Origin of the sequence: Persicitalea jodogahamensis (assembly GCF_014651615.1) — a bacterium.
GTDB classification, from domain to species: Bacteria; Bacteroidota; Bacteroidia; order Cytophagales; family Spirosomataceae; genus Persicitalea; species Persicitalea jodogahamensis.
In genome coordinates this window covers 897,610-920,691 of sequence record NZ_BMXF01000001.1, presented here as the reverse complement: position 1 = coordinate 920,691, position 23,082 = coordinate 897,610, and the positions used below count along the sequence as shown (strand labels likewise).

Here is a 23,082-nt window from a genome sequence, read left to right as displayed (position 1 = left end):
CGCCATAGCGGAAAGGTACATTCCCTTGTTTTCACGGTAGAATACGGTTATCGGGACTCGGCAAACTGCTCTTTTCAGGTACTTCCAAATGGATTGTAGCCACCATTGCAGTTTTCCAGGTAAATATAAGGACGATTGCCCGAATCACAACAGATGTGCCCTCTCTGTCACGCTACGCTCATTGCCTGGATTCTCATTCGATGGTACCTCTGGAGAATGATCGGGTATAGATTACCGATCAGATTTACTAAAAGGGAAAAAATTCCCAATTCGATTGAATGAATCAATATCAAATAACCACTTACAAAGGTGATTAGTACGAATGGGATTAAATGCCCAAACTCGGATTTCATCGATTGTTCGACCAGGTTTGCGATCCCTTCCCTCTTCCCATCAAAGTATTTTTTTCTTTGACTCCGGCTCTTCCATAAAGTAGCTAACAGTGCTTTCCTGAACCAGGAGACCTTCAACGCTCTGTATACTTTCTTTAATCTTACCGGATTCCTTATTCTGTAATATTTTTCAGGGAGAAGTTTTTGAGTTGGAAAAGCAAAACCAGCAAACGCAAATATCCCGGTTATAAAAAGATTGATAACCCATGCCATGAAGATGGTAAACAGTAATGAATCTGTTCTGAACGTATCAATAACACTCAACAAACCGAATGATTGCCAGATCAGAAATATTGAGGCAAGGGATAGTAGTACTTTTTTGGTCATTCCGGCTCTTGATCGATTTCGAATTTCCGACTATTGTTTACAGTCAGTGATTGGCGTTCACCTTGCTGCGCCTTATGCCGTTCAGCTGCCTCCCCAAAGACCCTGGCTCTGGAATCTTGCTCATGGGTAAAGATAGGGACGATAGTCTAAAGCACAATCTGAAGCATGATCCGGATCATCCGCCGAAGGATAAGCAGATTGCCATAGGCAAGATGAAATCCTCCGATGCCCCGTGCAAGATCCGGGTAATAGCCCGTCCGGCGAACTTTGGGGCAAAACCTACGCCAATCCTTGCCAAACCACCCCAATACCTTAAATTTGTATTTACACGGAAAATTTTTTCCGCTTCCAATCTGTAAAGCAAATTCGCTTTGGCCAAGTCCGCAAAACGCAGGGAAACGCCCCTCAATAAGCAGTACAATCAAATTAAAGCCAAGTACCCCGGCGCACTGCTGCTGTTCCGGGTCGGTGATTTTTACGAAACTTTCGGCGAGGACGCCATTCGGGCGTCCAAAATCCTGGGTATCGTTCTGACGCGTCGCAATAACGGTGGCGCCCATGAAGAGCTGGCGGGCTTTCCGCACCATTCGCTCGACACGCATCTACCCAAGTTAGTACGGGCGGGCGAGCGCGTGGCCATCTGCGACCAGCTCGAAAATCCCGCCGAAGCAAAGGGCATTGTCAAGCGAGGCGTGACCGAACTGGTGACGCCCGGCGTGTCGTTCAACGACAATGTGCTGGACGGGCGGCGTAACAACTACCTGGCGGCGGTGCACTTTGGCAAAGGCGACCAACTCGGCCTGTCGTTGCTTGACATCTCGACGGGTGAGTTCCTGGTTGCCCAGGGCAACGCGGGTTACGTCGACAAGATGCTGCAAAGCTTTGCCCCCGCCGAGGTGTTATTTTGCAAGAAAAGCAAGAAAGAATTCATCGACCTTTTCGGCGACAAGTTTCACACCTTCACTCTGGAAGACTGGTGCTTCGGCGATGACTTCGCCTTCGAAAAACTCACTACGCACTTCCGTACCACGACCCTCAAAGGCTACGGCGTGGAGTTGCTGCCGCTGGGCGTAGTGGCGGCGGGCGTCATCATCCATTACCTGCTCGAAACCGAGCATAAGGAAATCGGGCACGTGAGCCGCATCACGCGGTTGGAAGAGGAAAAGTACGTTTGGCTCGACCGTTTCACAATCCGCAACCTTGAACTCGTCTTCCCGCAACAGGAGGGCGGCGTGCCGTTGATTCAGATTCTGGACCAGACCGTGACACCGATGGGCGCACGACTGCTACGCAAGTGGGTAGTCTTGCCCTTAAAAGAAAAAACGCCCATCGAAGAGCGGCTCGATACGGTAGAATTATTGTTGCAACAGGAGGATTTGCACGAAGAACTCCTGAACTACCTCAAACAAATTGGCGACCTCGAACGGCTCATCTCCAAGGTAGCCGTGCGACGGATCAGTCCGCGTGAGCTGGGGCAATTAAAGAAGTCCCTGCTGCAGATTGCCCCTATCAAGCAGATGTTAGGCAGTCGCACAATTGCCAAACCTGACGCAATAGAGGACGGTGAAGCCAAACCCAAAAAACCGTCCGGTGTGTTGCGCAAATACGCCGACCAGTTGAATCCGTGCGAGTTTTTGCTGGAAAAAATTGAAACGGAACTTCGCGAAGATGCTCCGGTCCTGAGCACTCAGGGTGGTATGATCAAGAGCGGGGTCGATTCCGAACTGGACGAATTGCACGGTATCGCCTTCTCGGGTAAGGATTACCTTCTCAAAGTACAGAAAAGAGAGATCGAGCGCACAGGCATTTCTTCACTGAAAGTGGCTTTCAACAAGGTGTTTGGCTACTACCTGGAAGTGAGCAATGCCCATAAGAGCAAAGTTCCGCCCGAGTGGATCAGGAAGCAGACGCTTGTCAACGCCGAGCGCTATATCACGCCCGAACTGAAAGTGTACGAGGAGAAAATCCTCAACGCCGAAGATCGGATTTTTGCCATTGAGGCACGGATTTTCAACGATATCGTTACCGCTACCGTCGAATATGTCGCGGCCATTCAGCAGAATGCCCGCATCGTTTCGGTACTGGATGCGCTGGGTTCGTTCGCGACCGTAGCGCGGAGGAATAACTACGTAAAACCTGTCATCACCGAAGAGAAGGAACTCGATATCAAAGACGGGCGCCACGCCGTGATCGAGCAACAACTTCCACTGGGCGAAAGCTACGTGCCGAATGACCTTTTTCTGGACGACGAAACCCAGCAGATCATCGTTATCACCGGCCCGAACATGGCGGGAAAGTCGGCTCTGCTACGACAAACGGCGCTCATCGTGCTGATGGCGCAGATGGGTAGTTTCGTCCCGGCCAGCGCGGCCAGCATCGGATTGGTGGACAAGGTATTTACCCGCGTCGGGGCGAGCGATAACCTGAGCCGGGGCGAAAGTACCTTTATGGTCGAGATGACCGAAACGGCCAGTATTCTCAATAACCTCAGTGATCGGAGTCTGGTATTGATGGACGAGATCGGTCGTGGCACCAGTACTTACGACGGTGTGTCGATCGCCTGGGCTATCGCCGAGTACCTGCACACGCATCCCGACTTCAAGGCCAAAACGCTCTTTGCTACGCACTACCATGAATTGAACCAGCTATCGGAAGATTTTCCCCGCATCAAAAACTTTAACGTGGCGGTCAAGGAAGTGGACAATAAGATCATTTTCCTCCGCAAGCTGAAACCCGGTGGCAGCGAACACAGCTTCGGAATTCACGTGGCGCAAATCGCCGGAATGCCCCAACTGATCGTCCTCCGCGCCAGTGAGATCATGCAGCATTTGGAAAAGGATCATCTTACCGAAAAGCGCGATCAGAAGGTAAAGGAAATGCCTAAAAATAATTTTCAGCTCAGTATCTTCGAACCCAACGACCCGCGCACGGAAGAGCTGAAAGAAAAGCTTTCTCTCCTAGACATCAACACTCTCTCGCCCATCGAAGCGCTTTTAAAGCTGAATGAATTGAAAAGGCTGGTTGAGTAGGTGTGGTACGGGCGGCTCGCCCGTTTTTTCTGAGTGCTTGTTTTCCAGTAAGAGCTATCCACCATCAACGGGCGAGCCGCCCGTACCACAAGGCTTTCCACATGGAATACAAACCAGAATACCGCCGCTATTTACCGCATTTCCAGCCAGCAGGTGTTGCGTTTTTTATTACGGGGCGACTGTACGGTAGTCTTCCACAGGAAGCTTTGGAAAGATTGAAAGAAGAAAAGGAAGCGGCCTATAATCGAATTAAGCGGGAGTGTAGAGACGAAAAGATACGCGAAGAGGAAATTCGCAAAATGCATAAACGCCATTTCGCCAGGTGGGATGAGTATCTAGATAGTAATTCTTCTGAACCTCAATGGCTCATGAAGCCCGAAATTGCAAGCATCATCATTGAGTCTTTGCATCTTTGGAACGAGAAGTCGTACAGCTTAGTGGCTTATTGTATCATGCCCAATCACTTCCACATGGTTATTGACACCTCCGATGAAGCAAAGTACACCAAGCCTCTGTACGCGATCATGCACACTCTGAAAAGCTATACAGCCAAGAAGGCTAATAAGGCTTTGGATAGAGTAGGCACGTTTTGGCAAGAAGAAAGCTATGACCATGTCATTAGAGACAGTCGTGAGTTAAAGAATACCGTGGTCTATACTTTGGAAAATCCGGTGAAAGCTGGGTTGGTTGATGCTTGGGAAAATTTTCCTTTTTCGTTTGTAAACGGGGATTATGTGTGACCTAACCTTCTGTTTTCTCTAAAAGAGTCATATTCCTCCGCAAAACGGCGAGCCGCTGGCGCACCAGCGGCCCGCCCGTACCACATTATCCCTTCACCATCCCCTCGAAAATCCGCTTCTGCTCCATCAAAGCCGCTACTTTATCCTTGGGGTCGGTGCGGCATTCAAGCAAGATCCAGCCTTTGTAATTGATGTCTTTGAAAAGATTCATCAGTTTTTGGTAAGGATACTCAGGATCGTCGAGTTCGCGAACGTGGACCGTATCTCCAAAACGATCTTTCACCAGGTTGAAGTTGTATTCCAAACCTTGACCGATCAGATCTTCCTGGTTACAATTCCAGCAAACCAGGGCATTGCGGCTTTCGCAATTGTCCATGATCGTCTTGATATTAGGTAGTTCCTGGGTTCCGTTGCCATGAACTTCCAGCCGAATCTTTTGGCCGAAGTCAGCGGCGTACTTGCCCAATTCACTCAACGATCGGCCGATTTGTTCCAGCGTTTTTTCGTGCGGCACGTCTTTGTGAAACTGGTTGGGCTTCACCTTTACGCCCGTGCCGCCAATATCCGCACTCAGTCTGATGAATTCCTTGGTACGATCCATGTTGGCTTTCAGCTTAGCCGGATCGGGCGAGTCGTACTGCTCATTAGTTCCCATGCCCACAATTTTCACCGGACTGTCGGCGAACATTTTCTTCACCTCCTGTCGCCGGGCCGCCGAAATGTCGGGCATTACCTTGTGAGCATGGTCCACGCGCAATTCCACGCCACCGATGCCCGATTTTGTGCAGTTTTCTATGATCGTAGGCACATCCCAGTCTTTAGCCCACAGGTAGGTAACCAAGCCGAGTTTCATTTTTGATTTCTTCAAAAAATCTATTTCAGCGAAAGACAGACTCGGCAAAAGGGAAGCGGCCGCCAGCAGCGACAAATCTTGAAGGAATTCTTTGCGGGTTGTATGTTTCATCGGATAAATAATTGGCGCTTATTTGAATAAGATTTTCTGATTATAAGACGTAATATTTCGTCATATACCTTACAACGCTACCAAAAGACACAACCGACCCGGTACTACCCACAAAAAAACGCTGACCGTCCTCAAAAGACGATCAGCGTTTGTGTACTGAGATGAATAAAACTCAGATCTAGGCGGCAAATACCCGGTCCATTCTTTTGCTGACTTCAGCCAGCCTTTCGCGGTCGCCACCACCTACTTCGGCAGAGGCCCAACCCGAGTAACCGATTTTAGCCAGGGCCTTATTCACCTCCGGCCAGTTGCAGTCGCCTTCCATGATTTCTACCTGGAAACCTTTCCAGATTCCTTCGTCAGATTGCTTCTTGCGGCTGTATTCTTTGATGTCCAGCTTCATGATGCGCTTATCAAGTACCTCGATCCAATGCTCAGGCCAGCCGTAGCGAACGATGTTGCCAACATCAAAGTACCAGCCCACCAAAGGGTGATCGATTTCGTCTACATAGCGAGCGGCTTCCATTGGACTGAGCAGAAAGTTATTCCAGACGTTTTCCAGCGCAATTTTGATTCCGGTCTTTTCTGCCGTGGGCAACAACTTGCGAATTTCGGCCTGCGAGCGTTCATAGGCATCTTTATAGCTCGTTTCGGCGTTGACCACGGCGGGTACCAGCAGCACGGTGGTACCACCGTACATTTTGCAGTCGTTCAGCGCAGTCTTCATGGATTCCACGCAGGTCGCCCGCACCTTGGGATCGGCGGAGGAAAGCGGCGATTTCCAGTGTACCGAATTGACTACGCCGGGTAGTTCCAGGCCGGTCTTGTCGCGGGCCGCCAGGATATCCTTATGGTCGAGATCGTGCGGCGAATCCAGCTCGACCCCGTCGTAGCCCAATTCTTTCAGCATCTTGAACTTGTCCATGATGGACATATCACCCTTCACCATGCCCCATTTCAGGCTTTTCTTCACCATGGGGCGGGCGGGTGCCATGGTAGTTGCATGGGCTGCGCCTGAAATACCCAAAGACGCGGCTGATGCGGCCAGCGCACTATTTTTCAAAAAATTTCTTCTGTCCATAGTTTAGATAAACGGCGTAATCCCTGGCTTGGCTACGAGGCTTTCGGGCGGCGTGGATTTGAAGTCGAACGAATCGGGAGCCAGATCTTCCGTTGAATTCCAGGCATCCTCCCAGGTAATCGTCTTGCCCGTGTAGGCAGCCATGCGGCCCATGATGGCCAGCATCGTGCTGTCGGACATCCAATCGCCGTTATTGATCGGCTTGCTATTACGAATCGAAGCGAAAAGTTCGTCATGTTCCGTTTGGTACATGTCATTTTGCTTGCCCGTAAATTTCCACGGATTGGCTCCGGTGATTTCGTGGACGTTGCGCGAGCAATCGACCATCGCCTTGCCCTTGGTGCCGAAGCTTTCCACGGCGTAGCTCCGTTGGGTGTTGATCTGCTGCCGCGACATGTGGAAGCCCTTCACCCCGTTGGGATATTCGTACGTAATGGCGAAGTGATCGAAAATATTACCGAACAAAGGATCGACGCGAACCTGCCGTCCGCCCGTGCCGACTGCACTAATGGGTTTCATATCACCCAGCGCCCACGACATCATGTCGATGCTGTGCACGGCTTGCTCCACAATATGGTCGCCCGCCAGCCAGGTATAGTACGTCCAGTTACGGAGGACGTACTCCATATCGGTCCAGCCTTCCTGGCGTGGAAACGACCATAGGTTTTCGGTGTTGTAGGTGTTGTAAACCGCCATGACATCGCCGATGGCGCCATCGTTGATTTTGGCAAAAGCCTCCCGTTTGGGTTCGTGAAAACGCCAGCAAAGACCGGAGACCAGCGAGAGATTTTTCTGCTTGGCCATTTTGGCCGCTTCCAGTACTTTTTTAAGACCAGGCGTATCAACGGCCACAGGTTTCTCGCAAAAAACGTGCTTGCCCGCATTCACGGCAGCGGTCAGGTGTTCAGGCCGGAAATGCGGCGGAGTAGTCAGGATGACGACATCCACGCCGGAGTCAATGACTTTCTGGAAAGCATCGAAGCCAACAAACTTATGGCCCTCGTCCACTTTCACTTTATCGCCGACGGCTTTGGTGAGGGCATTGAGTGACGAGTCGAGACGGTCGCGAAAAATATCGCCCATCGCGTGCAGTACCACATTGGGATCGGCATTCAAAGCCTGTTTGGCCGCTCCCGAGCCCCGCCCGCCACAGCCGATCAAGCCTACTTTCAGGGTTTCGCTGTTGACTCCCGCAAAAGCGCGATTAGGGATAATGATGGAAGGGAACGTGCTGCCCGCCAGGGCCACGCCCGCCAGTTTCAGGACGTCTCTGCGTGAAGTACTCATGTTTTTTGAAATTTAGTATTCGGAAAGTTATTGTGGGTAAAATGCTGAAATAGTGATCGCTGCGTAAGTTGCCGAACTTTGGGAGATTTTCCAAATGGTGGTAAAAAACATCCGGTCGGCACCTTTGTTACGTTGGTAGTTTATGCGTAAATCAATTTACGCCTATAATATGAAAAGCATCCCTGCAACTATTTCTCCTATTTTGCTGGCCTTCATTTTACAATTGTGGGCCGTTCGGGCGATGGGACAATGTGCCGCGCTTGCCACCGGCGAGTATAAGACGGGGGCCGTTTCGACTACACTCAGCGGCTGCCTGCCGTTGAGCGTGGAAGTGCACAACGATCTGCCGGGAGCCACCAACACCCGCCATTTGTTTGACTACCGGGGCGGGGCGGTTAATCCTGACAGTTTGACCAGAGACAGCATTCGTGTGTATCAAAAGCCAGGCTTTTACACCCTCGTGCAGTTTTCGGAGAAGGATGGACAGAAGTACCTGGCTTGCACCAATGTTCAGGTGACTGATACGCTGGCGCCGGCAGTTCGGGCTATTGCCTGCGCCAACGGCGGCGTGCAGTTGGTATTCGACCCCAAGCAACCTACGCTCTACCCTACTTACCAGGTAGACTGGGGCGATACCGAAATCAAGGGATATCCGGGCTTGGGCAGGAAAATCACTTACCAGTACGCTGCGCCCAAGTCCTACGATATCCGGGTGCGGGGTGTCCACACCCCGGGTCAATGCCGGGGCGCCGTTACAAGGCTAACTTTCGTGGTGCCCGAGAATTTGAATCCGCCTTCAATCATCGAAGCACGGATGACGAGCGAAACAAAACTGGATTTACAAGTCAGAAATTCGCTGGCTACGGAGCTCATCTTGCAAAAAGGAAGTGCAAACGGTGTTTTTGACCTGACCGGGCAAAAGCTAGGCGAGAGTCAGAATACCGTCGAAAGTACGCTGGAACTACCCGATAAAATCTGTTTCAGGCTGCAACCCGCCGATTCCTGTCTGGCCGAACTACGGTCACGGCCCATTTGTGCATCAGACTTTGCGGTGGATGGTACTGCGGAAGAGAATACCATTTCCTGGAAAATCGACCACCGCCCGCCGGGAATCAGAGCAGTAATTCAAAAAGATGGAGTTGATTGGGAAGACGTTACCAGCTCGGGAACTTCCGGTTCGGCAACCGATCGGGAATTTGTCTGCGGCAGGGAGGTGTGTTACCAGCTCGTGGTCAACTACGGAGACTTCACCTTTTATTCTTTGGAAAAATGCCTGACCGTGCCGTTGGACGACTGCACCGTGCGTCCCCCCTTCTACCTGCCGGATGCTTTTTCGCCCAATGGTGATGGCGTGAATGATATCCTGAAAATAGAGGGGGTACTTTCGCCGGAGTTCGCCATAACGATATATAACAAATGGGGGATGGCACTTTTCCATAGTGAAGACCCGGCCACCTCCTGGGATGGAAAATTCAACAGTCAACTACTTCCCGCCGGTACTTATGCTTACTCGATTCGGTACCTGGACCGCAGCGGCAAGTACCTTGTCAAAAGGGGCGCCGTCTATCTTTTACGCTGACGGTTCTATGGCGCGGCAGTCGATTCTAATTGAGCCCCTGGCAGAATTCCAACAGTCTTTTCAGGTCAGCAGCATTTCCAAACTGTACGGAATTGTCTTTGATGTAATCACCTATTTCACTTTTGTGCCTCGCGAATAGTTTCTGAACGCTTTTCTTATTGGCTGGGTAGGTCAGGCTGTTTTCGTCGAGCAGAAAGTAGCTTTCGCGCCGCGAGTACATTACGTCGCCCTTCATGCTCAGCCGGGTGATGGAGCCGTTGTCGCTAGGCAGGTTATTGACCGACTTGATCGACGAAACGCCCGATGATTGCCCGTAGCCGGCTTCCTTGTCCACATTACCCACCTGCAGCGACTGCGTCACCGCCAGTCGCACCCCGCCGTAATCACCAAGTATTTTCATAAACCCTGCCTTTTGGTCGTGGACAAATTTGGCGTCATTGATCAAAATTTGCTTTATCGTGTATTCCCGGGCGAGGGCGAGCGTGTCGAGGCGTGGCGGATTGAGAAACTGCATCTCCCGGAGCAATAGATTAAAATTAAGTTGTGCCGAAACCGTGCGACCATCACGGTACTGCACAGTTCCGACGGCAAACTGGGGAAAGAGGTACTTATCACCGACCGCCAGCCTCTCGCCTGATTTCACCCGGATCGTCTCGCTGGTCTGTGCCCATGCCGGCAGGCCGGTAAGCAGTAAAATAATGATGGCTAGCGGTGCATTTTTCATGATCTATGTATGGATTTTAGCCGGATAGTAAGAAGTTTGCTCTAATGTTAAAACCGAACCCGGCTCCAATCTACTTTGGTTTTTGGGGTACACTAAATTCAACAGAAAGTCAATATGAAGAAGCGTACAATAGAGGAAATGAACCGCCTTTCGGTGGCTGAATACGAGAAGTCAGAAAAATTCCCTTACGTTATCATCCTGGAAAATATCCGCAGCCTGAATAACGTGGGCTCGTTTTTTCGAACTGCCGACGCTTTCCGGGCGGAAAAAATTTATCTGGGGGGCTACACCCCCACTCCGCCTCACCGCGAAATAACCAAAAGTGCCCTGGGGGCGGAATTGGCCGTGGCCTGGGAGAACGTACCCGATACATTGGAGTCAATAAACCGTCTCAAAAGCGAGGGTTATAGAATCATCGCCGTCGAGCAGGCTCACAACAGCGTTCCGCTGCAGGATTTCACACCGATAAAGGAAGAAAAGCACGCGTTCGTTTTTGGAAATGAGGTAGCGGGCGTTAGCGAAGAAGCGATGGCGCTGGTGGACTTATGTGTGGAAATCCCGCAGTTCGGCACAAAGCATTCGTTCAATGTAGCAGTATCGGCCGGGATCGTGCTTTGGAAGTTTGTTGAAAACAACTTGACATAAAAATAACTCGATAATTTTGTTCTTCCGAAAAAAATCGTAGCTATTTGTAGATTTTTTTCAATTTTGAGAGCCGCACTTGCTTGTGACTCCCACTACCAAAACTCCATCATGAAAGAGAAAACCAAAAAACTTACCGCTGAAATTGCCCAAACGCTGGAAGAGAAACTGGAAGAGCTGACCACCGACTCCAAGAAGTTGAAAAAATCAGTCGAAAAAACGGCGGAGAAACTGGCAAAGCGGGTCAGCAAGCTGATTGACAAACAGAGTAAGAAAGCAGAAAAAGAGTCCAGGAAGCTAGAAAAAGAAGCCAAAAAGTCGGCCAAGAAATCAGAGAAGAAGGCGGCCAAACCTAAAAAAACCAAAGGCAAAGCGGCTGGCACCAAGGGTTCTGCCGATAAGGAAACCAAGGAAGCGCGAAAGCTAGAGCTGGACTCGCAAAAAGCCGCACATGAAGCTTCGGCCAACGCAACCGAAACCATGGAGGAAGCTCTGGAAAAAACCATCGCCAATGCCGTAGAACCCGAAGTCACGGAAATGCTTGAAAACAAAGCCACGCCCAAGGCCAAGCCCACCACCAAAAAGCCCGCCCGAGCCACCAAATCAAAAACGGCCACAGGCGGTACGAGCAAGCGGGTCATGGGCCGCTCCCCAAAAAGCCCGGCCAATAAACCCGTCGATCCCGAAATAAAGAAGTAGTAGTGCTTAAAGAAGTAGTAGTGCTTTTTGAATTTTAAGGATTCACTTTTTACAAATAGCAAAGAAGCCTTCGGCGGAAGTTCCACCGAAGGCTTCTTTTTTTGTTCCTGCCACTTTCAATTACTTGATATACCGATAATCTTCACCGCCTTTCAAGCTTAGCAGCGTTTCGTACATTAGCTTGATGACATTTTGCACATCGTCCTTATGAACGGTTTCGACAGTCGTGTGCATGTACTTCAGAGGCAATGAGATCAACGCCGATGCCACGCCTTCGGCAGAGTAAGCGAATGAATCGGTGTCTGTACCGGTGGAGCGGCTTACGGCCTGCCGCTGGAAAGGAATTTCTTTTTCGTTGGCCACACTGATGATGTGATCGCGGAAGTTGTTCTGCACGGCGGGACCGTAGCACAATACCGGACCAAGGCCGCATTTGAGATCCCCTTGCTTGGTCTTGGTATACATCGGCGACTGCGTGTCGTGGGTAACATCCGTGACGATGGCCAGGTCGGGTTTCAGGCGGCGCGAGATCATCTCGGCCCCACGCAAGCCAATTTCTTCCTGAACGGCGTTGACTACATATAGCGTGAAAGGAAACTGAACCTCATTTTCGTGCAGCAGCCGGGCTACTTCGGCGATCATGAAACCTCCAACGCGGTTGTCGAGCGCGCGCCCCACGTAATAGCGGTTGTTCATCTCTGTCAGCCCGTCGGCGAAAGTTATGACTGTACCTACGTGGATGCCCATTTGTTCTACTTCGCTTTTGTTCGCCGCCCCCACGTCTATAAACAGTTCATGGGGTTTCGGCACACGGTCTTTGGCTACTTCGCGTACGTGGATGGCGGGCCAGCCAAACACCCCCTGTACCGGGCCGTTGGGCGTATGCAGGTTTACACGCATGGAAGGCGCAATGGCCGCGTCGGAGCCCCCGTTGCGACGGACATAGATATACCCATCATCGTTGATGTAGTTGACGAACCACGCGATCTCGTCTGAATGCGCCTCGATGACCACTTTGTAATCCTGACCCGGATTGACGACGCCCACCGCAGTACCATAAGTGTCAATGATCTGCTCCTGGATATAGGGCTTGATGTAATCGAGCCAGATCTGCTGTCCTGGCGATTCGAAGCCCGTAGGCGATGCGTTATTAAGGTATTTGTAAAGAAATTCAGTGCTTTGTTCCGTCATTTTATTAAATAGATAATTGATAAAGGATAATCAACAGTGTCCGGCCTGTCCAAAGTACAACGTTTTGTTCTAAATGGTCGCTGACAATAGGGGCAATGTGCGTTTGGAATTGTCTTTTTGCAAAGATTCCGGGGATAACCCGCAAGTTAGCCAGTTCTGAGCAATTGGATGGCCAATTACCCATATTTACCACTATCGGTTGATTTTATGGATAAATAGTAAAACCATTTTTTGTAGTGGATTAGAAAGCTTTTTTTGCCGAAGTTCGTTGCAGATAGTATAAATTTGCATTCTGAAATGTCATACCCCTTTGTTACAACCAGGCGTTTCAACAGAAGTACCAAACCTCTCACAGCTATGAAATTAACCCAAATTGAGCGACGCACGGGGTTGACCCGCGAGGAATTCATCGAAAACTACCTCAAACCCCGGCGTCCCGTGGTGTTCACCGACCTGATAAAAGACTGGCCCGCTACGCAGAAGTGGACCTTTGACTGGTTCCGTAAAAACCATGGTGACCTGGAAGTACCACTGGTGGACAACCACATCCACGATCCCGACAAGTACTTCCAGAATGCGGCTACCATGCCTTTTGGTGAGTACCTTTCGCTAATTGAAAAGGGCCCAACGGATCTGCGGATTTTTCTCTTCGATATTTTCAAGAAAATTCCTGAGCTCAACGCCGACGTGCAGTTTCCGACCATCATGGATGGCTTCGTGAAGAACTACAAATTCATGTTTTTCGGAGGTCAGAATTCGGAAGTAAACTTGCACTACGACATGGACTGCTCCAATGTCTTCCTCTCGCAGTTCCAGACCCGCAAGAAAATTATCCTCTTCCCGCCTTCGGAAAGTACCCGGCTCTACCAGCACCCCTTCACGGTGATGAGCCACGTCCATCCGCTGCACCCTGATCTGGAACGTTTCCCGGCTTTCGATAAGGCCCAGGGTTATGAAACAATTCTTGGCCATGGCGAAACGGTATTTATTCCCTCACTATGGTGGCACTACATAAAGTACGTGGATGGCGGCTTCGGTCTTGCGCTTCGCGCCAATGACTCCGTGTTCACCCTGCTGAAGGGCGGCATGAACCTCGCCCGCCACACGGTAGTGGACAAGGGCATGAATTCGCTGCTTGGCCCAAAATGGAAAGAGTGGAAGGAGAATAAAGCCATTGAGCGGGCGCAGGCTATGATGGCCTAAGGTCACGGATGTCTGGTCTCTCCGCCGCATAGGTGGGATACGACCAGCATACAAAAAAGGCTTCCAAATGGATTTGGAAGCCTTTTTTGTATGCTGGCATGAACAGGCTCCTACCGGGCAAAGCCTGTCTCTTATTTCACTTTCACCGACACATCCGGCTTTAAAGCCATAATGCCCGTCACAATCAGGGAGTCACCCGTTGCCAGCCCCTCGGTAATCTGTATTTTTTGGTCGGTGCGCAGGCCTGTCGTGACCATCACTTCCCGGGCTTTGCCGTTCTTGACCACGAATACCTTTTTGCCTTTCAGTACAGGGACGATGGCATCGGTCGGGATCATGATGGCAGTCGAGTTGTCGCTGAGATCTACCTGCACCTTCACGAACATTCCCGGCACGAAGAGCCGCCCCGGGTTGGGAAGAATGGCTCTGACGCGCTGAGTGCGCAGGTTTTCGTCCACCTTCGGGTCGAGAGCCACGACACGCGCCGGGTAGCGGACTGCATCACCATCGAGCCCCAACTGCACAGTGCTGCCCAGGCGAATTTCCCGGGCGTACCTCTCGGGAATGGTAAAATCAACCTTCACTGGATTAGTCTGTACCAAAGTCACTACTGAAGTACCGGGCGAGAGGTAAGCTCCCTCGCTGATATTTTTCAGACCGATAGTGCCGCTGAATGGTGCGCGGATTTCCGTTTTTTCCAATTGCGCCATGATCAGGTCCCTGTCGGCCTGAGAAGTACTGACGTTGTTCATCGCGATCTCGTACTCTTCCTGGCTAATGGCCTCAATTTTCAGCAGCTTCTTCTGGCGTTCCTCCCGGTTACGTGTCAGAGTGGCATTGTATTCCAATTTCGCCAGCTGCGCCTTTAATTCGTTGTCGTTGATCTTGGCAATGAGCTGCCCTTTCTTCACTGGTGCGCCTTCCCGCAGATTGAGTTGGATAAGACGCCCGGCAATTTCGGCTTTCAGCTCCACCTCCTCGTTGGGAACCACGGTACCGGGGGCATAAAGTATATTGTCTATCTTTTCCATTTTGGCCAGATAGACCTCCACCGGAACTGCTCCACCACCCGCTTTTCCTCCTTTCGGTGTGGCTGTCCCACTTTTTCCTCTCCCGTCTGCTTCGTCGTCGGACTTGGGAAACAGGAACAGCTTGCCGAAAACAAGCGCCAGAATTATTCCCCCTAAAATCAGAATGGGTCGCATGAACAGTTTTTGAGTGAGTTAATGTCTATTGAAACTTCTTTTTATGCAAAAAATATTTTTCAAAAAATCATTGGGGCCCATAGCTTGGCCAGCCTTGTCAAGAAGCGGTAAAACTATCAAAAACAGTTGTGAATACCCCTTCATTTGTGAGATTGCCTGTCAAATATTCTGACGGGCCAACTACCCTTGTACCCGTACAAAAAAGCCAAGTACAAACTTCTCCGCCCGGGGTACTCAGGCACCGGAAATAAAAAAAGCGGAACCACCTTCCGGTGACTCCGCTTTGTCAAGATTGCTGTTACAATTTATATCTCTTCTATTTCGCTTTCTTCTTCCACAACCTCCGCAACGTCACTCACTTTGGGGGCGCGGGTTTCGCGGCGTTTATTTTTGAATTTCTTAACCTGAATTTTCAGTGTTTCGACGGCCAGATCGGTGGCTTCCTCGAACGTCGAGCCCTGTTCTTTCACGAACATGGTACCTCCCGGTACGTATAATTTCACTTCGAGCAGTTTGGTATGAACCTTGTTGGTTTCGTGTCCGTCCAGTTTGAGGAATACTTCTCCACTCGTGATACGGTCGTAAAATGTATCGAGTTTATCCATTTTTTGCTGGATAAATGCCAACAGACTCGCGTCGGCGTCGAAGTGGATGGCTTGCATCTGCAATTTCATAAGCACATAGGGTTAAGTGAAACAAAAACCTCCCGACTTATTCGGGTAATCAATCAAGGTAATTTCCGGCGCAATGTCAAGAGCATGCGCTGTATTTTTTGCTAAAAATTCAAAACCTGATCTTTATCATTTTGTTAAATCTCCTCCAAAAGCGTCCGAAATGAAACGTAACGTTCCTTATAGCGGGCGTGGTGGCGCTCCTGAAAAGCAGCCTGATGTTCGGTCTGATACGCCAGATAGTCTTCCATCGTCGGGAAAGAGTATTGCACTGAGTAGGTCACGCCTTCATTTTCGATCTCGGTCAGGAGCCGCAGCATCTTATTTTCGGTAGGTAGTCCGGTGGCCATCATGGCCGGAATCTGAACGGTTTTCATCCAGTCGAGCCAGTCTTTTTCGGCCAGGCGGCTGATGTTGTAGGTGGTGTTGTAGAGGATCATAGCTGGGGGCAATCGGCGGTCGGCTTTCGGCACGGTCCGGCGCTTCGGGCGGATTGCATCTGTATAATAAATATTATAAATGAACAAAAACCAATATAGGCCATCTATTTCTAAATTCGCTTATTCGGCAACGATTAAGTGAGAGGATTCATCAGATAGCCGCCCAAAAAAGCCGGCAGCCGATGGCCAAAAGCCGGGAGCCAACCCCTATCTTTGCCCTATTTCCAACTAAAATCCCTTAAAACATGAACGCATTAGTCCACGCTCACTCAGGACTTCGCTATGTGGTACTTGCGCTGCTGATAGCCGCCGTCGGCATTGCCATGGCCAAATGGCAGAACAACGAATCCGGCGATAGCAAGATTTATACCTTTGCGCTAATTTCGTGCCATATACAGCTGTTGCTGGGACTCGTACTGTATTTCATCAGTCCAAAAGTCGATTTCAGCATGATGAGCGAGAAGCTATACCGCTTCTTTACCGTGGAGCATACTTCGATGATGCTGGTCGCAATTATCCTTATCACGATTGGCCGCGTTCGCTCGCGGAAAGTTGAGGCAGGCATTAAGCACCGCACCATTCTTTTCTACTACGGCATGGGGCTGGTGCTTATCGTCGCTGCCATTCCTTGGCCGTTCCGTAATCTGGGCGCAGGCTGGTTCTGAGAACAAGGCTGACTGAGACTACCAAGTAATTCAAACGAGGGTTTTCCTTTATTCAAAAAGGTGAAATCCTCGTTTTTTTATGAAAATCAAAATTCTGCTTTCCATTGCGGCTACTCTGACGAGCGGGTTGCTGCTGTTCAATTTTATTCAAACCCCACCCCTCGCCACCAGCGAATGGCGTGAGTACTTGGGCGGTCCCGACCGGGCGCACTATTCGCCTTTGAAGCAAATTACTATCGAGAATGTCAAGAACATAGAACTAGCCTGGGAGTATCATACCAAAGATACTTCGGGGCAAATTCAGTGCAACCCCATCATCGTCGATGGTGTGATGTACGCCACTACAGCCTCGGTAAAAGCCTTCGCGCTGGATGCGGCCACGGGTAAGCCGCTTTGGCAGTTCAGTGATTCACGCGAAGCATCAGCCTCTAACACCAGCCGTGGCGTTACCTATTGGGCCGAGGGCGACGATAAGCGCATTCTATATTCCGCCGGGCCATGGCTCTATGCCCTGAATGCGCTGACGGGCAAGGTGATCGAAACATTCGGCGACAGCGGACGCGTAAGTCTGCGATTAGGACTTCCCGAAATCGCCCAGAACAAGTTTATCTGCTCCAACACCCCCGGTACGGTTTACAAAGATCTGATCGTGATGCCCGTGCGCCTTTCCGAAGGACCCGACGCCGCGCCGGGCCACGTGCGGGCTTTTAACGTTCGGACCGGCAAACTCGCCTGGACGTTCCGAACGATTCCGCACCCCGGCGAGGCGGGCTACGAAACCTGGGGCAAGGAAAACTGGAAGAATACCGACGTGGGCGCCGCCAACAACTGGGCGGGCATGGCCATCGACCGCGATCGCGGTATTATCTACGTCCCGACGGGATCGGCCGGCTACGACTTTTACGGCGGCAACCGCCCCGGCCAGAACCTCTACGCCAACTGCCTCCTGGCCCTGGATGCCGCCACGGGGAAGCGGAAGTGGCATTTTCAGTTTGTTCATCACGACGTGTGGGACCGCGACCTGCCTTCTCCTCCTACCCTCGTACAAATCCGACGCAACGGCCCCGACGGTCGGCCCCGACTCATCGATGCTGTGGCCCAGATCACCAAGTCGGGTTTCGTGTTTGTATTCGACCGGGTGACGGGCAAATCATTGTTCCCCATTCAGGAACGGTCCGTCCCTACCCACAATGCTCTGCCGGGTGAAAAGCCCTGGGCCACGCAACCCGTGCCGCTGAAGCCCGCACCCTTTTCCCGCCAGACTATCGGCGACAACGATGTAAACCCTTACGCGAAAGACAAAGACGAATTGAAGGCACGGCTGGCAAAAATGCGGCACAAGGACCAGTTCGAGCTGCCGAGCCAGGAAGGCACGCTCATTTTTCCCGGTTTCGATGGCGGCGGTGAATGGGGCGGCCCGGCCTACGATGCCGAAACGGGGCTGCTATTCATCAATTCCAACGAGATGGCCTGGGAAATGAAGATGCTGCCAACGCCCAAGGCCAACGACCTCGCCGGACTTACTCAGGGTCAAAAGGTTTATAAAATCAACTGCGCCGGCTGCCACGGAACCGAGCGCAAAGGCAACCCAGCCAGCGGATATCCCTCGCTGGTGGATGTCAGCACCCGTCGCGACCACGCTTTTGTAAACACCATCGTGAAAAATGGCAAAGGCATGATGCCCGGCTTTTCGTACCTGAAAGACGACGAACGTCGCGCGTTGCTGGCTTATTTATTCAATGAAGAAAAAAAGGAAGCGGGCGGCGACACCAAAGCGGCTCTTTTCCCGCTCCCGTTTAAGATGAAGGGCTACGATAAATTTCTGTCTGAAGACGGTTACCCGGCCATCAGCCCACCCTGGGGCCAGCTCAGCGCCCTTAACCTGAACACGGGCGAGTACGAGTGGAAAATCGTCCTTGGTGAATTCAAGGAACTCACCGCCCGGGGCATCCCTCCTACGGGCTGCGAAAACTACGGCGGACCAGTCGTTACCGCCGGAGGGGTACTTTTCATCGCCGCCACCCGCGATGGCATGTTCCGCGCTTTCGACAAGCGCACCGGAAAACTACTATTCCAAACCGAACTACCCGCCGCTGGTTTTGCCACGCCTTCGGTTTACGAAGCAGACGGTAAACAGTACGTCGTCATCGCCTGCGGGGGCACGAAACTGGGCACAAAGAAGGGAGATAGTTATGTGGCGTTTGCGCTGCCGTAAGGATTGGAGGATTGTTCTTTCTGTTTTGGAGTGAAAAACGCTATTTTTGAGTATGATAACAGCCCAGCAACAACAAGTCATCCGTGAAGTAGTAGGAAAGCTAAACCCGGTGATGGTTGGTGTTTTCGGCTCATACGCACGTAATGAGCAAACCGATAAAAGTGACCTTGATCTCCTGATTGAGTTCGATGCCAGAATCAATCTCCTGGAATTAATTGGTTTGGAACAGGAATTATCCGAACTCCTGGGAGTTAAAGTAGATCTCGTTACCCCACGATCCGTTAGCCAACGATTGCTGCCCTACATTCACAAAGACTTGGTCAGGATTGTGTAATGGAAAAGAATGCAGCAATCTACCTTGAACACATGCTGGATTGTATCAATAAAATTCAGCAGTATACGGCCGGATTCGATGAAGAGACTTTCTTAGCTAGCAGCCTGGTTCAGGATGCAGTCATCCGAAATTTTGAGATTATTGGTGAGGCCACTAAACATCTTAATTCTGATTTTCGAGCTAAATATCCTGCGATAGAATGGAAGAAAATAGCCGGAATGAGAGATAAGCTGATTCACGATTACATTGGTGTGGACTTATGGGCAGTTTGGGCGGTAGTCGAGGAAGTACTTCCAGAATTGGAAATTCAAATTAGCGAAATCATCGCTATTGAGAAGCAAAATCCGTCCTAAATCAATTTGCCATGTAGGAATTAATTTCTCGCGGTTGATTTTGTCACAACTTCGGTGCACTAGTTAAAAGGTTGGAAAACAGTACGCTGTTTCTGTCTACGGCAACACGAAACCGGGCACAAGAAGGGGGGCAGTTATGTGGCGTTTGCGCTGCCTTAGAGTTGGTTTTCGCCAGCTGAAACCAGCGGTAGCGTGAGCGTTAAAGTCCCCTGGTCCGTGGATTCTCCCCGCAGCCATTGGTGGCGAGTCCAAATGGTGATTACAGAATTTCTGGTAAGTATACAGTCAACATCAATCCATGAACCCGCTCCTCGAATCTCACAAACCCGAAAACATAAAAATCCTCTTCATCGCCGAAGCACCGGGATTCAATGGTTCAGGAAAATTGACTCAACATTTTTATTTTGCTGATAACAATCTCTTTCGGACCATTTTCACGGCCTTTGAAGTAGTGTATGGCAGTTTTGATTCTGCTCAGGACTTTCTTACTTTTTTCAAATCAATCGGCTGTTACCTCGACCATTTGAGCGTTGCCGCCATCAACAGAAGTGATAAGGCTGAAAGAAAAATAGGGCGGCAGAAGGCAGTTCCATCTTTGGTCGAACGTCTGAAATCGTATAAGCCCGAAATGGTAATCGTCCTAATGAAGGAGATTCAAAAGCAAGTAGTAGAGGCCGTGGAAATTTCTGGTATCGACTCCGTTCGCCTGCTCGAAGCGGTCCCTTATCCCGCCGGCAGCGATACCAACCGAAAAAATTGCATTGCCGAAATCGCCAGTCTGCTGAGAAACCTGGAAGTCAATTGAGCACTAATCAACTTGGCATCCTTTACATCTTACTCAGAATCCGGACAGTCTGCGGGTCTTCCTCGCCCTCATAAAAACGATCCAGTACTTGCAAAAAGACTTCGTTGCCGGTACTGACCGATTTGAAAAGCGTCATGCTGGAACGCAGTTTCAGATCGTCCGGCGTGCCGAATACTTCGGTAGCCGATTTGTTTTCCAGAGAAAGTAATGCCTCAGAAGCTTCCCGCAACCGCTCGCCCAACGTGGGGTGATCCAGATACGCTATCGCCTCCTCCCGACTTTTGATCGCGTAAGTTTGTGAGGTTTCGGTCCGGCCCAGGCCAACGATTTGGGGAAAAATGAACCACATCCAGTGGCTTTGCTTCCGGCCATTGCGGATTTCGCGCAGGGCAGTTTCGTAGGTACTTTCCTGGGCCGTCAAAAAGCGGTTTAAATCATAGGGATCATTCATGGTGAGGTAGTTTAGGGTTTGGGATTAATCGTCCGGGGCTTTCCCATACGCAGCCAAACATTGGTCGAGCGGTTGCCCGTAGGTGTGAATACACTCACAAAAAGTATTCCCCGCCTTAGTCCGGTTGCTCCCTACAAATTGCTTCTTGCATGCTGCCAGCGTATTGCGGGGCATTACGTCGTGGGCTTTTAGGTATACCAAAACTACGAGGACAAAGGTGGCCGCCACGCCCGTGAAAAAAGCAATCGGAAATTTGTTGCTGAGTTTCTCCTGTCTCAGGGTGAAGTCCAGGGTAGTTCTGTTGAAAGGAAAAATGTATTTTATCTTGTCGTAATTCCAGCAAAGCAGGTACAGATTGGCCAGCACCATCAAAGGAGCCGTAACATGCGACCCGTCGAAACGCACGGCCAGCGAAAGGATACAGATATTAAGGATGATGGGAAAGTAGATGAGCGCTCCGAGCGTTACCGTGCGCGGGATGAGCAACAGAACGGCCGCCGTCATTTGCATTACGCCAATGAAAGGATAGTAATAACCCGTGTGGAACAATGCTTCCAGGTAGTGGCCCATCGGCTGATTATTGGACAAATCGGTAAACCGTTCGCCATTGATTTTCACGAAGCCCGAAGGCAAAAACCCGGCAGCCAAAGCAATGCGACAGAAAATGGAGAAGTACCGATGCCACCGATTTTGCTTTACCCGTAAATGGACCTGGTCGAGTTTGTCAGAAATATTCATCGATTGATAAGACAAAAAAGCTATTTGAGTTAGCCTTTATTTGAACCCAAAAATCAACGGAAACAGAAAAGTAACTACTGCCGTCCAGCCCCAGTAAACGGGCAGGAAGGCTGAAATTGACCTACCTACTTCATCAAGATCAGCATCGCGGGTAAGTACTTTCACCAGTTTGCCGGTTACCAGCATCAGGTTGATCAGGACGAGGATATTCGCGCCCAGCACTGCGGTTCGGTTAGGCGTAAAGCCCCATTCAGAAATGCGAAACACGATGGCCGAAAGAGCGATACCATTGACCAGGATCGTCACGGCGGATAGCAGGAATAGTACCATGATTTCGTAGCGGTTGGCGGAAGATTTGGCTCGCTCCGCTACTGAAAAGAAAATAAGCGCCATCACCCCAATCAACAGGATATTGAAAATCAGCAAAAATTCCCGGTCGTTGTAAGGATCTTTGCCCGAAAAAACGATGGCGCCCAAGTACACCAGCAGCATTACCAACACCAGGGGACTGAACAGGCGGGCGATAATGGGCGAAACCTTTTGTACCAGTTCAGGAATGTTTTGCGTCAGGACCGTACCTACTATGGGTACCGCCGGAAGGCCGAAAACGACGATATACTTGAAATAGAAATCTGCAATATCGTACCCGATCAGCGAAAAAAGTCCGATGGTGATAGCCGTCAGGATGCCGCCCGAAATCATCAGAAGCGCCGACATCACTACCAGATCTCCATTGTAGCTCAAGTACCCAAGCCGCTTTTTGAAGCTTCCGGTCCGCTCTCCCGCGAAAGCAAAACCCGTTGCAGCCCACAAAAATAAAAGCAGGTGAATGCATGACAGCAGCAGGGTGTCGCTCGGGCGGGCGTTGCCAATCAGTGCGCCTGGCAAAAGATTAATAAAGAGCATCGACAGTACCATCACTCCGGCCAGAAGGGCGATTTTTTTGCCAGCAAGCTTATTTTTCCAAACGAAGTAGGCAGTCAGGAAGGGGAATACCAGAAACCCAATATTTCTCGGATAGAAAAAATCCTCGTTAATAGAGAAAATCTCCGGCAACTTGGCCCCAATTCCTGCGAGTAAAATTACGACAATCACGAAGACCAGCTCGTTGCGGTTGATCGAAAAAGTTTTTTCAGATTGGTAGTTCAATCGCTCGTGCCAGAAATCAGCCATACTGGTATTGGTAAGCTGGGGATACAGCTCGTTGAACTCGCGCCGGAAAGCGGCATTGTTTTCCTGGTACAGTTTCTCAAGGACACGAGGAGTGTCCAAACTGGAAAGAATTTCGTTTTTCATGAAAATGGTTTGTTTTTGATTTGTTGTTACCCAGAGTACTTTGTTTTTCAA

General features: G+C 50.4%; 23 protein-coding genes. 11 read left to right on the top strand and 12 right to left on the bottom strand.

Annotation, left to right across the window (positions count from 1 at the left end):
* Window positions 1–167: 167 nt before the first annotated feature.
* Window positions 168–719 carry a glycosyl-4,4'-diaponeurosporenoate acyltransferase CrtO family protein gene (locus tag IE117_RS03830; RefSeq protein WP_189563006.1) on the bottom strand — a complete coding sequence of 184 codons (552 nt, stop codon included), beginning with the start codon at window positions 717–719 and terminating at the stop codon, window positions 168–170.
* A gap of 371 nt (window positions 720–1,090) precedes the next feature.
* On the opposite strand from IE117_RS03830, the gene mutS reads away from it, so the two are divergent.
* Window positions 1,091–3,748, top strand: coding sequence for a DNA mismatch repair protein MutS (gene mutS / locus IE117_RS03825; RefSeq protein WP_189563005.1), 2,658 nt, complete (start codon window positions 1,091–1,093; stop codon window positions 3,746–3,748).
* A gap of 101 nt (window positions 3,749–3,849) precedes the next feature.
* Window positions 3,850–4,488 (top strand): transposase, encoded by a 639-nt coding sequence (locus IE117_RS03820; RefSeq protein WP_189563004.1) that lies wholly within the window; start codon window positions 3,850–3,852, stop codon window positions 4,486–4,488.
* An 85-nt stretch (window positions 4,489–4,573) separates the two neighbouring features.
* Here the strand turns inward: IE117_RS03820 and IE117_RS03815 are convergent, their stop codons facing one another.
* The 3 genes from IE117_RS03815 to IE117_RS03805 all read right to left on the bottom strand — a co-directional run bounded on the left by IE117_RS03815 (window position 4,574) and on the right by IE117_RS03805 (window position 7,820).
* On the bottom strand, window positions 4,574–5,452 hold the full coding sequence (locus IE117_RS03815; protein ID WP_189563003.1) for a sugar phosphate isomerase/epimerase family protein: 879 nt from the start codon (window positions 5,450–5,452) through the stop codon (window positions 4,574–4,576).
* 178 nt (window positions 5,453–5,630) lie between these two features.
* Window positions 5,631–6,533 (bottom strand): sugar phosphate isomerase/epimerase family protein, encoded by a 903-nt coding sequence (locus tag IE117_RS03810; RefSeq protein WP_189563002.1) that lies wholly within the window; start codon window positions 6,531–6,533, stop codon window positions 5,631–5,633.
* A 3-nt stretch (window positions 6,534–6,536) separates the two neighbouring features.
* Window positions 6,537–7,820, bottom strand: coding sequence for a Gfo/Idh/MocA family protein (locus IE117_RS03805; protein WP_189563001.1), 1,284 nt, complete (start codon window positions 7,818–7,820; stop codon window positions 6,537–6,539).
* Window positions 7,821–7,989: 169 nt separating this feature from the next.
* On the opposite strand from IE117_RS03805, the gene IE117_RS03800 reads away from it, so the two are divergent.
* A complete protein-coding gene (locus IE117_RS03800) occupies window positions 7,990–9,399 on the top strand; it encodes a T9SS type B sorting domain-containing protein (RefSeq protein WP_189563000.1) in 1,410 nt (469 codons plus the stop codon).
* A gap of 25 nt (window positions 9,400–9,424) precedes the next feature.
* On the opposite strand, the gene IE117_RS03795 is transcribed toward IE117_RS03800, so the two are convergent.
* Entirely contained in the window at window positions 9,425–10,123 is a 699-nt protein-coding gene (locus IE117_RS03795) for a hypothetical protein (protein ID WP_189562999.1), read from the bottom strand.
* A gap of 114 nt (window positions 10,124–10,237) precedes the next feature.
* On the opposite strand from IE117_RS03795, the gene IE117_RS03790 reads away from it, so the two are divergent.
* Both IE117_RS03790 and IE117_RS03785 read left to right on the top strand, forming a co-directional pair.
* A complete protein-coding gene (locus IE117_RS03790; protein ID WP_189562998.1) occupies window positions 10,238–10,768 on the top strand; it encodes an RNA methyltransferase in 531 nt (176 codons plus the stop codon).
* 108 nt (window positions 10,769–10,876) lie between these two features.
* Complete coding sequence (locus IE117_RS03785; protein ID WP_189562997.1) at window positions 10,877–11,464, top strand: hypothetical protein; 588 nt, start codon at window positions 10,877–10,879, stop codon at window positions 11,462–11,464.
* 120 nt (window positions 11,465–11,584) lie between these two features.
* Here IE117_RS03785 and IE117_RS03780 read toward each other — a convergent pair whose 3' ends face one another.
* Window positions 11,585–12,655, bottom strand: a complete 1,071-nt coding sequence (locus IE117_RS03780; protein ID WP_189562996.1) for a M42 family metallopeptidase — start codon at window positions 12,653–12,655, stop codon at window positions 11,585–11,587.
* A 357-nt stretch (window positions 12,656–13,012) separates the two neighbouring features.
* Here IE117_RS03780 and IE117_RS03775 point away from each other — a divergent pair, with 357 nt between their 5' ends.
* Window positions 13,013–13,858 (top strand): cupin-like domain-containing protein, encoded by an 846-nt coding sequence (locus IE117_RS03775; RefSeq protein ID WP_189562995.1) that lies wholly within the window; start codon window positions 13,013–13,015, stop codon window positions 13,856–13,858.
* Between the two features lie 131 nt (window positions 13,859–13,989).
* On the opposite strand, the gene IE117_RS03770 is transcribed toward IE117_RS03775, so the two are convergent.
* From IE117_RS03770 to IE117_RS03760, 3 genes are all read right to left on the bottom strand, one after another.
* Entirely contained in the window at window positions 13,990–15,063 is a 1,074-nt protein-coding gene (locus IE117_RS03770) for an efflux RND transporter periplasmic adaptor subunit (protein ID WP_189562994.1), read from the bottom strand.
* Window positions 15,064–15,368: 305 nt separating this feature from the next.
* A complete protein-coding gene (locus IE117_RS03765; RefSeq protein ID WP_189562993.1) occupies window positions 15,369–15,737 on the bottom strand; it encodes an HPF/RaiA family ribosome-associated protein in 369 nt (122 codons plus the stop codon).
* Window positions 15,738–15,871: 134 nt separating this feature from the next.
* On the bottom strand, window positions 15,872–16,174 hold the full coding sequence (locus tag IE117_RS03760; protein WP_189562992.1) for a DUF4286 family protein: 303 nt from the start codon (window positions 16,172–16,174) through the stop codon (window positions 15,872–15,874).
* Window positions 16,175–16,419: 245 nt separating this feature from the next.
* Here IE117_RS03760 and IE117_RS03755 point away from each other — a divergent pair, with 245 nt between their 5' ends.
* The 5 genes from IE117_RS03755 (at window position 16,420) to IE117_RS03735 (ending at window position 20,546) form a co-directional block, all read left to right on the top strand.
* A complete protein-coding gene (locus IE117_RS03755) occupies window positions 16,420–16,839 on the top strand; it encodes a cytochrome B (protein ID WP_189562991.1) in 420 nt (139 codons plus the stop codon).
* A gap of 79 nt (window positions 16,840–16,918) precedes the next feature.
* Window positions 16,919–19,054: an outer membrane protein assembly factor BamB family protein gene (locus tag IE117_RS03750; protein WP_189562990.1), complete on the top strand. Its 2,136-nt coding sequence runs from the start codon at window positions 16,919–16,921 to the stop codon at window positions 19,052–19,054.
* 52 nt (window positions 19,055–19,106) lie between these two features.
* Entirely contained in the window at window positions 19,107–19,388 is a 282-nt protein-coding gene (locus IE117_RS03745) for a nucleotidyltransferase family protein (RefSeq protein ID WP_229580650.1), read from the top strand.
* On the top strand, window positions 19,388–19,741 hold the full coding sequence (locus tag IE117_RS03740) for a HepT-like ribonuclease domain-containing protein (RefSeq protein WP_189562988.1): 354 nt from the start codon (window positions 19,388–19,390) through the stop codon (window positions 19,739–19,741). The genes IE117_RS03745 and IE117_RS03740 overlap by 1 nt, the downstream gene beginning before the upstream one ends.
* A gap of 298 nt (window positions 19,742–20,039) precedes the next feature.
* Entirely contained in the window at window positions 20,040–20,546 is a 507-nt protein-coding gene (locus IE117_RS03735) for a uracil-DNA glycosylase family protein (protein WP_189562987.1), read from the top strand.
* A 22-nt stretch (window positions 20,547–20,568) separates the two neighbouring features.
* Here IE117_RS03735 and IE117_RS03730 read toward each other — a convergent pair whose 3' ends face one another.
* From IE117_RS03730 to IE117_RS03720, 3 genes are read right to left on the bottom strand one after another with little or no spacing between them, the layout of a single operon-like run.
* Entirely contained in the window at window positions 20,569–20,997 is a 429-nt protein-coding gene (locus IE117_RS03730; RefSeq protein WP_189562986.1) for a DUF1810 domain-containing protein, read from the bottom strand.
* 24 nt (window positions 20,998–21,021) lie between these two features.
* Window positions 21,022–21,735, bottom strand: a complete 714-nt coding sequence (locus IE117_RS03725; RefSeq protein ID WP_189562985.1) for a DoxX family protein — start codon at window positions 21,733–21,735, stop codon at window positions 21,022–21,024.
* A gap of 36 nt (window positions 21,736–21,771) precedes the next feature.
* Window positions 21,772–23,031 carry a DUF4153 domain-containing protein gene (locus IE117_RS03720; protein WP_189562984.1) on the bottom strand — a complete coding sequence of 420 codons (1,260 nt, stop codon included), beginning with the start codon at window positions 23,029–23,031 and terminating at the stop codon, window positions 21,772–21,774.
* Window positions 23,032–23,082 lie beyond the last annotated feature (51 nt).

Bases quoted from the DNA above. Each gene is read 5' to 3' on its own strand.
- IE117_RS03830 (WP_189563006.1), bottom strand. From the start codon at position 719: ATGACCAAAAAAGTACTACTATCCCTTGCCTCAATATTTCTGATCTGG.
- IE117_RS03760 (WP_189562992.1), bottom strand. From the start codon at position 16,174: ATGATCCTCTACAACACCACCTACAACATCAGCCGCCTGGCCGAAAAA.
- IE117_RS03810 (WP_189563002.1), bottom strand. From the start codon at position 6,533: ATGGACAGAAGAAATTTTTTGAAAAATAGTGCGCTGGCCGCATCAGCC.
- IE117_RS03800 (WP_189563000.1), top strand. From the start codon at position 7,990: ATGAAAAGCATCCCTGCAACTATTTCTCCTATTTTGCTGGCCTTCATT.
- IE117_RS03785 (WP_189562997.1), top strand. From the start codon at position 10,877: ATGAAAGAGAAAACCAAAAAACTTACCGCTGAAATTGCCCAAACGCTG.
- IE117_RS03745 (WP_229580650.1), top strand. From the start codon at position 19,107: ATGATAACAGCCCAGCAACAACAAGTCATCCGTGAAGTAGTAGGAAAG.
- IE117_RS03780 (WP_189562996.1), bottom strand. From the start codon at position 12,655: ATGACGGAACAAAGCACTGAATTTCTTTACAAATACCTTAATAACGCA.
- IE117_RS03730 (WP_189562986.1), bottom strand. From the start codon at position 20,997: ATGAATGATCCCTATGATTTAAACCGCTTTTTGACGGCCCAGGAAAGT.
- IE117_RS03820 (WP_189563004.1), top strand. From the start codon at position 3,850: ATGGAATACAAACCAGAATACCGCCGCTATTTACCGCATTTCCAGCCA.
- IE117_RS03750 (WP_189562990.1), top strand. From the start codon at position 16,919: ATGAAAATCAAAATTCTGCTTTCCATTGCGGCTACTCTGACGAGCGGG.
- IE117_RS03775 (WP_189562995.1), top strand. From the start codon at position 13,013: ATGAAATTAACCCAAATTGAGCGACGCACGGGGTTGACCCGCGAGGAA.
- IE117_RS03815 (WP_189563003.1), bottom strand. From the start codon at position 5,452: ATGAAACATACAACCCGCAAAGAATTCCTTCAAGATTTGTCGCTGCTG.
- IE117_RS03790 (WP_189562998.1), top strand. From the start codon at position 10,238: ATGAAGAAGCGTACAATAGAGGAAATGAACCGCCTTTCGGTGGCTGAA.
- IE117_RS03805 (WP_189563001.1), bottom strand. From the start codon at position 7,820: ATGAGTACTTCACGCAGAGACGTCCTGAAACTGGCGGGCGTGGCCCTG.
- IE117_RS03770 (WP_189562994.1), bottom strand. From the start codon at position 15,063: ATGCGACCCATTCTGATTTTAGGGGGAATAATTCTGGCGCTTGTTTTC.
- IE117_RS03795 (WP_189562999.1), bottom strand. From the start codon at position 10,123: ATGAAAAATGCACCGCTAGCCATCATTATTTTACTGCTTACCGGCCTG.
- IE117_RS03740 (WP_189562988.1), top strand. From the start codon at position 19,388: ATGGAAAAGAATGCAGCAATCTACCTTGAACACATGCTGGATTGTATC.
- IE117_RS03735 (WP_189562987.1), top strand. From the start codon at position 20,040: ATGAACCCGCTCCTCGAATCTCACAAACCCGAAAACATAAAAATCCTC.
- IE117_RS03720 (WP_189562984.1), bottom strand. From the start codon at position 23,031: ATGAAAAACGAAATTCTTTCCAGTTTGGACACTCCTCGTGTCCTTGAG.
- IE117_RS03725 (WP_189562985.1), bottom strand. From the start codon at position 21,735: ATGAATATTTCTGACAAACTCGACCAGGTCCATTTACGGGTAAAGCAA.
- IE117_RS03755 (WP_189562991.1), top strand. From the start codon at position 16,420: ATGAACGCATTAGTCCACGCTCACTCAGGACTTCGCTATGTGGTACTT.
- IE117_RS03765 (WP_189562993.1), bottom strand. From the start codon at position 15,737: ATGAAATTGCAGATGCAAGCCATCCACTTCGACGCCGACGCGAGTCTG.